Here is an 11,978-nt window from a genome sequence, read left to right on the forward strand (position 1 = left end):
CCGGTGGTCGCTGCCTGGTCACTTGAGCGCTCCCGCCGAAAGACCGCTGATGATGTGGCGCTGTGCGATCGCGTAGAAGACGACGATCGGCAGCACCGCGATGAGCGAGGCGGCGAGCAGGATCTGTTGCTGCGGGGACTCCGCCGAGACGAAGTTGGTGAGCCCGCGTTGTACGGGCATCAACGAGCTGTCGTTGAACAGCACCAGTCCCATGAGGTACTCGTTCCAGACCCCCATGGCCTGGATGACGGCCACCGCGACCAGGCCGGGCCGCGCCAGCGGGAGGATGATCCGCCAGAAGGTGCCGAGCAGGGAGGCACCGTCGATGGCGGCGGCTTCCTCCAGTTCCTTGGGCTGGCTGGCGAAGAACCCGCGCATGATCAGGATGGAGATCGGCAGCCCGCCGGCGATGAGTACGAGGATGTAGCCGATGCGGGTGTTGGCGAGCCCGAGCGTGATCAGCAGCTTGTACTGGGCGATGAACGACGCCGGCAGCGGAATGATCATGATGACGAGGATGGCGCCCACCACGACACCTCGTCCGGGGAACTCGATGCGGGCCAGGGCGTACCCGGCCATGCTCGCGATGACCAGGATCCCGAGGACCGAGGCCGCGGTGTAGAGGAGGCTGTTGGGCAGGTACTGGCTGAAGCCGCCCTCGTTCCACGCGGTGGCGAAGTTGCCCCATTCGAAGGGGTGAGGGATGGGATCGGTTCCCTTGTAAAGCTGCTCGGCGCTCTGCAGGGATCCGCTCAGTATCCACAGCACCGGCACCAGGGCTTCCAGGGCTCCGGCGATCAACAAGGCGTACAGGGCCACGCGTGGTCCGCGCAGGCGGGCGCCACGGCGTCGTGTGCTGGGCGTCGGCACCGGCGGCGTCTTCGCTCCCCGTGCCGTGTCGACAAGCGTGTTCACCGTCAACTTCCCTTCTCCGCCCGCGAGCCCGTGCTTCCACCGAGCCTGCGGGAGACCCACAGCTGGACGCAGGCGAGGACGATCAGGCACACCCCGAAGATGACCGACATCGCGGCCGCGCGACCGTACTCGCTGTACTGGAAGGCCTGTTGGTAGATGTCGAGAGTGGGGACCTCGGTATGGCCGGCGGGGCCCCCGTTGGTCAGCACCTGGACGGTGCCGAAGATCTGCAGGCCGCTCAGCAGGGTCAGCACGCTGACGATGCCGGTGACATGGGACATCCCGGGCCAGGTGACATGGCGGAACTGGGCCCAGCCGCCGGCACCGTCGAGCGACGCGGCCTCGTACAGCTCCTGGGGCACGTCCTGCCGGCCGGCGAGGAAGAGGATGAAGCCGAAGCCCCAGTGGTACCAGACGAACACGACGGCGACCGCGATCAGGGCCGTCTTGGGGTCACCCAGCCAGTTGTGCTGGAGACCGTCGAGTCCGGCCGCCTTCAGTGCCTGATTGACGACCCCGATCTTCGGGTCGAGGAACCAGGCGAACATCACGCCCACCACCACCGTGGAGAACACCCCGGGCAGGTAGTAGACGGTGCGGAAGAACGCCGCCCCGCGGCGGGCGCGGTGCACGGCCAGGGCCATGACCATCGACACCGCGTTGGCGACGAACAGACCGACGACGCCGAAGACGACGGCGTTCTTCATCGAGCCCCAGAACTCGGTGTCGTGCAGGACGAAGCGGTAGTTGGCGAGCCCCACGTAGGGCGCGTCCAGACTCACCCCGTCCCAGGACTGGAAGCTCAACAGGATGCCCTGAACGAAAGGGACGACCGTGAACATGGCGATCATGGCCAGCGCCGGCGCCAGGAAGACACCGGCGGCCAGCATCCGGGTGCGCTGCCTCACTACGCGTTCCGCTGTGCCGCGTCGAGGTCGCCGAGGACCTGGTCGACCGTGCGCTCCTTGAGCACGATGGCCTGGGCGCCCTTCTGCAGGGCGGTGATGACCTGCACCTTCATCTGGTTCTGGACGAGTTGGACGTCGGAGATCTTCGCGGCGATGCCCACCAGCTGCTGCGGAATGTTCTTCTCGGCCACCGTGCGCGCGGAGGGGATGAGCGGAACCTTCTCGGCGAAGACCTGCTGCTGGCCCGGCTCGGTCAGCCACTGGACGAACTTGAGGGCCTTGGCCGCGTTCTTGCTCCTGGGGTTGATCGCGGCTCCCTTGGCCGTACCGCCCACCAGGCGCGGCGTCTGCGTGCCGTCGTCGGCCTTGGGGACCGCGAGGGAGCGGAAGTCCGTGAAGTCCGGCGCGGTCGCGCGGGCCACACCGACGGCGGAGGTGCCGTCGAAGATGGCCGCGACGCCCTGGGTGTTGAAGAAGGCCTTCTCCACGTTCGGGTTGTCGCTGTTGCCCGAGGGGATCGAGCCCGTGGAGATCACCCCGGCGTCCCGCAGGTCGACCAGGATCTGCAGGCTCTTGCGCCAGCCCTCGCTCTTCCAGCTGGACTTGCCGAGGAACGTGGCGTTCAGCTCCTCGTCGGTGAAGTAGTTGGAGGCGTAGGACTGGACCAGCTGGTTGGAATTGCTGGCCGCGAACCAGAAGGGGTCCTTCCCGGACCTCTTGACCTTCACCAGTTGGTCGATGAACTCGCTCATGGTGGCGGCCGGCTTGTCCGGGTCGAGACCGGCGGCCTTGAACATCGCGGCGTTGATGAAGATCCCCAGGGCCGGGGCCTCCCAGTGGGCGCTGTAGATGCCCGGCTTCACGCCCTGCGAATTGTCCGGCGCGAACGTCGACGCCTTGATCGTGGCGGGCCGGAAGGTCTCCCCCCAGCTGCCCTTCATCCGGTCGCTCAGGTCCATGGCCCAACCGGCCTTGTAGTACGGCGCCATGGAGAACGAGTCCATCGCCGAGTAGATGTCCGGCATGTCGCGGGACTGGGAGCTGGACTGGAGCTTGGTCAGGAAGTCGGCCGGTCCGACGTTGTCGACCTTGATCTTCACGCCGGTCTGCTGCGTGTACTTCTGCGCCAGCTGTCCGAGCGCTGCCGCCTGTCCGCGGGACTGGTTCATGAACACGATCTCGGAGCTGCTTCCCGTACTGCCCCCGCCCGACCCGCAGGCGGCCAGCGTGGTGACGGCCAGTCCGCCGCCAACGGCGCCGAGGAAACCGCGCCGGGACAGGAATGTGGCGGCGGTCGGCGAAACAGCCTCCGCGGTGTGGTCTCGCCTCATCGCGAGTCCTCCTCCATGGGTCGGTGACGAAGATGTCGGGGCGCCGGACGATCGAGGCCGGCGGGATGCGGGTTCTTGAGCAGGGCGACCTGGCCGGAAGGCGGGCTGCTGCTGCAGAGGAAGACCGGGGCGGGTGCCAGGTGCTCACCGTGCCGCCCAGGTTCGAATGGGTCGCGCCAGTCGGTAGTGCTACGAAAGTTTGTGACCCAGTACTTCGAAATTGCTTTCCCTAAATCCTGCTGACCGTGAACGCTAAGCATGTCGATGACCTTCGTCAACCCCTTGTGTCGACCTTGTTCTGACTGGATTTTCCTGCCTGAAGACATCGAAAGATCTACGAAAAATATTTCGGTGCTAGTGTGTTCAGGACGAGGATCACTCAGACCGGTACTGTCGCCAAAGGGGACTCATGGCATCCGTTTCCAACCGCGTGACATTGGCGCAGATCGCCGAGTACGCCGGCGTCTCGGTCGCCACCGTCTCCAAGGTCGTCAACGGGCGCCCTGATGTCGCCCAACAGACGCGGGACGTGGTGCTGGAGCTGATGCGCCAGCACAACTACGGCGGGAACCGGGACGACCTGCGCTCACACCCCACCGTCGAGCTGTTCTTCGGCTTCGAGGAGTTGAGCATCTACTGCACCGCCATGGTCCAGGCCGTGGTGGACGCGGGGGCCCGGGAGGGCGTCGGCGTGGTGGTCAGCAGACGGAGCGATCGTGATCCGGCCGCCGACCCCGCCGGTTGGGCACACAACCTGGCCGCCGCCGGCCGGCGCGCGGTCATCGCCGTCACCGCCAACACCTTGTCCCCTCCGATGGTCGAAGCCCTGAACCGGGTTCGCCTCCCTCTCGTGCTGCTCGACCCGGAGGTGCCCGACCCTTCGATCGTCAGCGTCGGTTCGACCTACTTCTCCGGTGGCCGTGCCGCCACCACGCATCTGCTCTCCCTCGGCCACCGCCGCATCGCCTACCTCGGCGGCAAGGAGGACGCCAGCTCCAACCAGGCCCGACTGCACGGATTCCGCAGCGGCATGGAGGCCGCCGGCGTACCCGTACTGGGCGAACTGGTCCGGCACGCCGGCAGTTTCCACACCGCGGAGGGCATCGAGCACGGCAAGCGGCTGCTGGCTGCGGACCCCGCGCCCACCGCGGTGTTCGCCGCCTGCGACGAACTGGCCGCCGGTGTCATCGAGGCCGCCCGGCGGCGGGGCCTGCGCGTCCCGGAGGACCTCAGCGTCGTCGGCTTCGACGACACGCCGCTGGCCCGGGTCACCTCGCCGCCCCTGAGCACCGTCCACCAACCCATCAACGAGATGGGTGCCGTTGCCCTGCGGACCGCTCTTCGTCTGGCCTCCGCCGCGGAGATCGATTCCCACCACGTCGAGTTGGCCACGAGGCTGGTGGTCCGGGACTCGACCGGACCGGTCCTCGCCGACACCGCCCCCGACTCCGCCGGGCAGACCGGAACCGGTGTCGTCTCCTGAACCCACTCGTCACACACGCCTGAACGTCCGGGACGCGGCGGCAGTCCCTCCCGGCTCCCGCACGCCCTCGCGAGCCCCGAGCACGCTCGCCCTGCACCGGCAGTGAACAACCGACTGACCCACATGGAAGGGGAGGCGATGGCGTCGATGGCCATGCCCGCTCCGTACGACCTCACGATCGACTTCGGTGGCGACCAGTTCCCGGTCTCCGGAAGCCGCCCTCGACTGTCGTGGAAGCCTCCAGGGGGCATACCCGCGCGTGCCGGCCACGAGCTGGAGATCCACGTCGACGGGCGCTCGCCGCAGACGGAGCACATCGGCGACCACCTGTTCGTCGAATGGCCGGCCGCTCCGCTGAGCAGTGGTGAGCGCGTGCGGTGGCGCGTCCGAACGCACGCGGACGCGGAGACCTCCCAGTGGAGCGCCTGGCACGGCTTCGAGGCCGGGCTCCTCGACGAGGACTGGACAGCACACTGGATCACGCCCGCGGACGATCCGCAGGACGCGCGCCGCGAGCCCGGTACCCGCCCCACGCACGTCCTACGCTCCGCCTTCACCACCACCGACGTGGTCCGCGCCCGCCTGTACTCCACAGCCCTGGGCGTGTACGAGGCGTTCGTCAACGGCGAGCGCGCGGGCACCGTCGAGCTCGCGCCCGGCTCGACCTCGTACGACCGCACGCTGTACGCCCAGGCCGCCGACGTCACCCCGTCCGTTCGCCCCGGCGTCAACGCCGTCGAGATCGTGCTGTCCGACGGCTGGTACCGCGGCCAGGTGGGCGCCTTCCGCAAACCGGCAGGCTGGGGGGAACTCCTCGCGGCCCGGCTGGAGTTGCATCTGGAGTACGCCGACGGGACGCGCCGGGTCATACGCACCGACGAGCACTGGACCTCCGCCCGGGGCCCGGTGACCCGCGCCGACCTCAGGGACGGCCAGATCACCGACTTCCTCGCCCCCCGCGGCCCTGAGCGTCCCGTCCTCGTCGACGCCGTCGCCGCGCCCGCGATCGACTGGTCCCCGGCCCCGCCCGTGCGCCGCGTCGAGGACCGCCCCGTCGTCTCGCTCATCCGGCTGCCGGACGGCGCCTGGATCGCGGACTTCGGCCAGAACGCCTCCGGCCGGCTCCTCCTCACCGACCTCGGCCCGGCCGGCACCCGAACCGTGATCGACCACGGCGAGCATCTCGACCCCGCCACCGGGGACCTGACCACCGCCCACCTCGACATCCAGCGCCCCGGTGATCCGGTGACCGTCTTCGTCCAGCGCGACGAGGTCGTCTCCTCCGGGGCCACCGGCGAGGTCTTCGAGCCCCGCCACACGGTGCACGGATTCCGGTACGCCCGGCTGGAGCGCGGCGACGTCCCGCTGGACGCCGCCGGCCTCACCATGCGGGTGGTCCACACCGACCTGCGCCCCGCAGGCACCTTCGCCTGCGGCAACGAGGACCTCAACCGTCTGCACGAGGTCGTCCGCTGGAGCTTCCGCGGCAACGCCGTCGACGTGCCCACCGACTGCCCGACCCGCGAGTGCATCGGCTGGACCGGCGACTACCAGGTCTTCGCGCCCAGCGCGGCGCGCCTCTACGACGTGTCCGGCTTCAGCCGCAAGTGGCTCCGCTCGGTCCGCGACGACCAACTCGACGACGGCCGCATCGCCAACTTCTCCCCCGACGGACGGCGCGCCAAGCTCCGCACCGACCAGCGGCTCGACATGATGACGGGCTCCGCCGGCTGGGGCGACGCGATCGTGCTGGTGCCCTGGGTGCTGTACGAGACATACGGCGACAGCCGGGTGCTCGCCGAGAACTGGGACGCGATGGTCCGCTGGGTCGAATGGGCACTGACCACCGCCCGCACCGCCCGCCACCCCTCCCGAGTGGCCCGCTCGGCCCAGCCCCTGCCGCATGAGGAGTTCGTCTGGGACGGCTCCTTCCACTGGGGCGAGTGGGCCGAGCCGAAAGCCCGTGCCGAGGACGGCTCGCTGATCGAGCCGGTGGAGGACGGCCCGGACGGCTGGATGAGCACCGACAAGGGCGAGGTGGGCACCGCCTTCCTGTACCGCTCCACCTCGCTCCTCGCCGAGGTAGCCGCCCTCCTGGGTCGCGACGCCGAGGCCGCCCGCTACACGGAGTTGGCGCAGCAGATCAAGGACGCCTGGCGGACCGAGTTCCTCGAAGACACCGGCCGGACCATGACCGACAGCCAGGCCGGCTATGTCCGCGCCCTCACCTTCGGACTGGTGCCTGAGAAACTGCGTGACGCGGCCGTCGAACGTCTGGTGGCCCTCATCCGCGCGGCCGGAACGCACCTGGGCACCGGATTCCTCTCCACCGCCGACCTGCTGCCCGTCCTCGCCGACACCGGCCACGCCGACCTCGCCTACGAGGTACTGCTCCAGCGCACCGCGCCGTCCTGGCTCGCCATGCTCGACCGCGGTGCCACCACCATGTGGGAGGACTGGGAGGGCATCGACGAGAACGGCGACGCTCACGACTCGCTCAACCACTACAGCAAGGGCGCCGTCGTCAACTTCCTGCACACCCACACCCTCGGACTACGGCAGGCTGAGGGCTCCGTCGCCTGGGCGTCGTTCGTCGTCGCGCCCGTGCCCCACGCGTCGGTCGGCTGGGCGCGCGGGACCTTCGAGGGCCCGCGGGGGACCATCGCGGTCGAATGGGCTACCGAGGGCGACGAACTGCACATCACCGTCGACGTACCTCCCGCCTCCACCGCCACCGTCGTCTTCCCCGGGGGTGAGGAGCTGACAGCGGGCCCGGGCCGGTTCACGGCGCAACGCAGCGTGGAAGCGCGGTGAAAGCGGGCGGATCGGGGTGAGCACCGGACGGCTGATGGGTGAGGTTCGTCGTCGATCCGGGCGGCCAACCGCGAGGATTGTTTCTTCTTCTCAGCGCAGTTGCTCGGCCAGTCCGACGATGATGTCCTCGGGGCCGCGGAGGTAGCAGAGCAGATAGATGTCCTCGAACCGGGCGATCTCGCCGAGTAGTTCGGCGCCGTGCGGGCGCAGGCGGGCAACGGTGTCCTCGATGTCGTCGACGGCGAACATGACGCGGTGCGTGCCCAGAATGTTGTGCGGCCGGTTGCGCGGCCCGGCGCTGATCACCGCGGGACTGCGGTACTTCGCCAGCTCGAGCCGACTGTGACCGTCCGGGGTCCGGACCATGGCGATGTCACAGCGGACGCCGTCGAGTCCGGTGCACTGGTCGGCAAAGGCACCCTCGACCTCCCCCCTGCCCTCCAGCTCCAGCCCCAGTTCCACGAAGAACGCGATGGCGGCATCCATGTCCTCGACGACAATGCCGACGTTGTCCATCCGCTGAATCGCCATGCTGGTTTCTCCTTTGTCCTCGTGCAGCCGGTGGTGGCCACTGATGTCCCTGGGACGGAACCGGTGGCACGTTCTCGACATCCTCACACCGCAGAACTCCGAAAAGCTGGATCCCTCCTCAGCCTCGCTACCGTGCTTGAGGCCGTCATGGCTGTCGGCGCGCCCCCGCGACGCGCAGGGCGATGTCGCCGTACTGGTAGGCGAGTTCGTCGACGGAGAACTCGCCGCCCTCGTGGAACCAGCTGGCGACGCCGATGCCCATGTCGAGGATCGAGTACGAGGCGATGCGGGCCGACTGCACGTGGAAGGCACCCTCGGCGGCGCCCTGTTCGATGAGTTCGCGGAAGCGGCGCTCGTAGTCGCTGCGGCGGCCGAGCACGCGGTCCTGGTCGGGCTGGTCGAGGCTGCCGATCTCGCGGTTGCCGACGAAGGCCTCCAGGCGGTGGCGGGCGTGGTATCGGATGTGCGCCTCCACGGAGCGGCGCAGCTGTTCGCGGACGTCGTCGGTGCCGGAGACGGCCACGATGTTGTCGGCGATGAGCTGTTCCATCGTGCCGATCATGATCTCGGCCAGCAGTTCGTGCTTGGAGGCCACGTGCTTGTAGAGGCTCGGGCCTCGGATGCCCACGGCGGCTCCGATGTCGGCCATGGTGGTGGACCGGTAGCCCTGTGCGGCGAAGAGCCGCAGCGCGGCCTGCCGGATCGCCGACCGGCGGTCGGTGACGGGCGTGCCCTCCGCACGGGCCGGCCGGTGCGGCCGCTCGTAGGACCCGTTGCGCGATCCGCCGTGCACTCCGTGGAGCGACTTGCCGTGCCCCTCACTCTGGGCTGAGCTCACGCGAACTCCTGAAGCTACCGACTGTTAGCCGACTTCGTCTACTGGAGCAGCCAGTATAGACCGAACCCTTGACAGGCCGCCCTGGTCACGCCTGAGATGGCTAATGGTCAGTAGCCAAGCTCGGGAGTGAACATGCCGATCGGGTTCGAGATCGACGAGAGGGTGGCCGCCGTCGCTCGGCGCACCACCGCGTTCGTACAGGACGTGGTGATACCCGAGGAGCGGGCATGCGACGGGAACGTCCACGCCGGTCCGGAGCCACTGCGCCGCCGGCTTCAGCAGGGAGCCCGCGACGCGGGGGTGTTCGCCCCCCACGTCGGCACGGAGTGGGGCGGGCTCGGGCTCGACCTGTGCGGCCAGGCCGTGGTGTTCGAGGCGGCCGGGTACTCGTTGCTCGGGCCGCTGGCGCTGAACTGCGCGGCACCCGACGAGGGCAACACGCATCTGCTCGAAGTGGTCGCCACCGAGGAACAGAAGGAGCGCTACCTGCGGCCGCTGGCCGCGGGTGCGGTCCGGTCCTGTTTTGCGATGACCGAGCCCGCGCCCGGCGCCGGTTCCGATCCGCGCGCCCTCGCCACCACCGCGACCAGGGTCGACGGCGGCTGGCGGATCGACGGACGCAAGTGGTTCATCAGCGGCGCCGACGGGGCCGCCTTCGCCATCTGCATGGCCCGCACCAGTGGCGGACCAGGCGACGCGGGCGGCGCCACGATGTTCCTCGTCGATGCCGACAACCCGGGAATGAAGATCGTCCGCAATATCGACACGCTGGACCAGGGGCTGTTCGGCGGGCACAGCGAGATCGTCTTCGAGGGCTGCGAAGTCGCCGACAGCGCCGTCCTGGGAGAGGTGGACCAGGGGTTCGCGTACGCGCAGGTGCGTCTCGGACCGGCCCGGATGACGCACTGCATGCGCTGGCTCGGCGTGGCGCGGCGGGCGCAGGACATCGCCCTTGAGCGCGCGTCGGACCGTTCGGCCTTCGGTAAGCCGCTGGCCGAACTCGGCATGGTGCAGCAGCTGTTGGCCGACTCCGAGATCGACATCGAGACCAGCCGCGCGGTGCTGTGGCGGGCCTGCTGGGAACTGGACCAAGGACGCTCGGCCGCCCAGCACACCTCGATCGCCAAGACGTACGTCTCCGAGGCGGTCAACCGGGTGGTCGACCGGTCCGTGCAGGTGTGCGGCGCGCTCGGCATCTCGGGGGACGCCCCGCTGTCCCGGCTGTACCGCGAGGTGCGCCCGTTCCGGATCTACGACGGTCCTTCCGAGACCCACCGGTGGGCCATCGCCAAGCGTGCGGTACGGGCGGCACGGGAGCGGGTGGCCGCACAGTGACCGCGTCCGAGGCAACCGTGGTCGGCGTCGACGTGCCCGCGCTGCAGCGGTACTTCGACCACCATGTCCCCGACTGCGCCGGCCCGTTGAGGATCGGGCTGCTCCAGGGCGGGCGCTCCAATCTGACGTACGAGGTGACCGACGGGACGCACCGGTGGGTGCTGCGCCGGCCCCCGCTGGGGGTGCTGACCCCCACGGCACACGACATGGACCGTGAATACCGCGTCGTCGCCGCCCTCGGCGGTACCGGGGTGCCCGTCGCGCGCGCCGTGCTGTCGTGCCGGGACCCGGAAGTGATCGGGGCGCCGTTCTGCGTCGTCGACTTCGTGGAGGGGACGGTGCTGCGTGACGGCGACGACGCTGCCGTACTCCCGCCTGACGAGGCACGACAGGCGGCCGACGCGCTCGTGGACGCGCTCGTGGCACTCCACTCCGTCGACGCCTCCGACGTCGGGCTCGACGATTTCGGCCGGCCGGACGGCTATCTGGAGCGTCAGGTGCGGCGCTGGCGCGGGCAGTGGGAGAAGGTCGCCACGCGTTCGCTGCCCGACGTCGACGAACTGCACGGCAGGCTCGCCCGCGCCGTACCCGTGAGTGGCGCTCCCGCGATCGTGCACGGCGACTACCGCCTGGACAACACCATCCTGGCGCCCGACGGCTTCGGCCGGATCGCCGCGATCATCGACTGGGAGATGGCCACGCTCGGTGATCCCCTCGCCGATCTCGGGATGCTCCTCATGTACTGGGACCCGACCTGCGAACCGGTCCTCGGCGCACGCCATGTCCCGACGGCCAACCCCGGCTTTCCCACCGGCCCCGAACTGGCCGCGCGGTACGCCGAGAAGTCCGGCCGCGATACCGACGCCCTGCCCTACTACGAGGCCCTGGGCTGTTTCAAGCTCGCCGTCATCGCGGAGGGCATCCACGCCCGATACCTCGCGGGACGGACCGTGGGCACCGGATTCGAGCGGGTCGGGTCCGCGGTCCCCGCGCTGCTGCGCTCGGGGCTGGACCTGCTGTCGTGACAGCGACCCTGCACACACCGAACCGAGGAGAGCCCGTGGGAGACCGACTGTCCGGACAGATCGCCCTGGTCACCGGCGCGACCGGCGGCATCGGCCACGCCGTCTCGCACCGGCTCGCCGCGGAGGGCGCGACGGTGGTGGTGACGGACGTGGACGCCGGTCGCTGCGAGGACCTGGCGAAGGAGCTGACCGGTGACGGGGCGCGGGCACTCGGCCTCGCGCTGGACGTCAGCGACGAGGAGGCGTGGCGCGGGGCGGTTGACCGGGTGGTCGACGAGCTGGGTGGGCTGTCGGTTCTGGTCAACAACGCGGGCATCGCCGAGATGCGGACGGTCGAGACGGAGACCCAGGAGTCCTGGGACAAGGTCATCGCGGTCACCCAGGGCGGTGTGTGGCTCGGTATGAAGTACGGCGGTCCCGCGATCGAACGCTCCGGCGGCGGCTCCATCGTCAACATCGCGTCCATCTTCGGTACGGTCGGCGGCTTCGGCAGCCAGTTCTCGTACCACGCGGCGAAAGGCGCGGTCCGCCTGATGACGAAGAACGCGGCACTGCACTGGGCCACGCGCGGCGTCCGCGTCAACTCGATCCACCCCGGTTTCATCGAGACGCCCCTCTCCCGGGAACTGTGGCGGGGTACGCCCCGGCACACCGCCATGGTCGAGGGCACCCCGATGGGGCGGCTGGGCCGACCCGACGAGGTCGCGGGCGCGGTGGCGTTCCTGGCCTCCCAGGACGCCACCTTCATCACGGGGTCCGAGCTGTACGTGGACGGTGGTTGGACGGCCCGTTGACGAA

General features: G+C 69.4%; 10 protein-coding genes. 5 read left to right on the top strand and 5 right to left on the bottom strand.

The features are described from left to right. Window positions 1-18: 18 nt before the first annotated feature. Genes BFN33_RS23100 through BFN33_RS23110 form a run of 3 tightly spaced genes read right to left on the bottom strand, consistent with a single transcriptional unit; the run spans window position 19 to window position 3,154 of the window. Complete coding sequence (locus BFN33_RS23100; protein WP_141757989.1) at window positions 19-915, bottom strand: carbohydrate ABC transporter permease; 897 nt, start codon at window positions 913-915, stop codon at window positions 19-21. Window positions 916-917: 2 nt separating this feature from the next. Continuing rightward, window positions 918-1,823: a carbohydrate ABC transporter permease gene (locus BFN33_RS23105; RefSeq protein WP_079140968.1), complete on the bottom strand. Its 906-nt coding sequence runs from the start codon at window positions 1,821-1,823 to the stop codon at window positions 918-920. Beyond that, on the bottom strand, window positions 1,823-3,154 hold the full coding sequence (locus tag BFN33_RS23110; RefSeq protein WP_069762021.1) for an ABC transporter substrate-binding protein: 1,332 nt from the start codon (window positions 3,152-3,154) through the stop codon (window positions 1,823-1,825). The genes BFN33_RS23105 and BFN33_RS23110 overlap by 1 nt, the downstream gene beginning before the upstream one ends. 409 nt (window positions 3,155-3,563) lie before the next feature. Between BFN33_RS23110 and BFN33_RS23115 the strand changes: the two genes are divergently transcribed. Together BFN33_RS23115 and BFN33_RS23120 are read left to right on the top strand one after the other, a co-directional pair. Then, window positions 3,564-4,637 carry a LacI family DNA-binding transcriptional regulator gene (locus BFN33_RS23115; RefSeq protein ID WP_069762022.1) on the top strand — a complete coding sequence of 358 codons (1,074 nt, stop codon included), beginning with the start codon at window positions 3,564-3,566 and terminating at the stop codon, window positions 4,635-4,637. 138 nt (window positions 4,638-4,775) lie between these two features. After that, entirely contained in the window at window positions 4,776-7,451 is a 2,676-nt protein-coding gene (locus BFN33_RS23120; protein WP_079140969.1) for a family 78 glycoside hydrolase catalytic domain, read from the top strand. 90 nt (window positions 7,452-7,541) lie between these two features. Here the strand turns inward: BFN33_RS23120 and BFN33_RS23125 are convergent, their stop codons facing one another. Further along, a complete protein-coding gene (locus BFN33_RS23125) occupies window positions 7,542-7,982 on the bottom strand; it encodes a VOC family protein (protein WP_069762023.1) in 441 nt (146 codons plus the stop codon). 145 nt (window positions 7,983-8,127) lie between these two features. After that, on the bottom strand, window positions 8,128-8,820 hold the full coding sequence (locus BFN33_RS23130) for a TetR/AcrR family transcriptional regulator (RefSeq protein WP_256122840.1): 693 nt from the start codon (window positions 8,818-8,820) through the stop codon (window positions 8,128-8,130). Window positions 8,821-8,952: 132 nt separating this feature from the next. Between BFN33_RS23130 and BFN33_RS23135 the strand changes: the two genes are divergently transcribed. The 3 genes from BFN33_RS23135 to BFN33_RS23145 are packed head-to-tail and all read left to right on the top strand — an operon-like array spanning window position 8,953 to window position 11,974. Further along, a complete protein-coding gene (locus BFN33_RS23135) occupies window positions 8,953-10,155 on the top strand; it encodes an acyl-CoA dehydrogenase family protein (protein ID WP_069762024.1) in 1,203 nt (400 codons plus the stop codon). Then, window positions 10,152-11,180 (top strand): phosphotransferase family protein, encoded by a 1,029-nt coding sequence (locus tag BFN33_RS23140; RefSeq protein WP_069762025.1) that lies wholly within the window; start codon window positions 10,152-10,154, stop codon window positions 11,178-11,180. Before BFN33_RS23135 ends, BFN33_RS23140 begins: the two co-directional genes overlap by 4 nt. A 35-nt stretch (window positions 11,181-11,215) precedes the next feature. Further along, window positions 11,216-11,974 (top strand): SDR family NAD(P)-dependent oxidoreductase, encoded by a 759-nt coding sequence (locus BFN33_RS23145; RefSeq protein WP_069762026.1) that lies wholly within the window; start codon window positions 11,216-11,218, stop codon window positions 11,972-11,974. Window positions 11,975-11,978: the final 4 nt, after the last annotated feature.

The sequence above is a fragment of the Streptomyces sp. LUP47B genome, from assembly GCF_001746295.1.
Classification (GTDB): domain Bacteria; phylum Actinomycetota; class Actinomycetes; order Streptomycetales; family Streptomycetaceae; genus Streptomyces.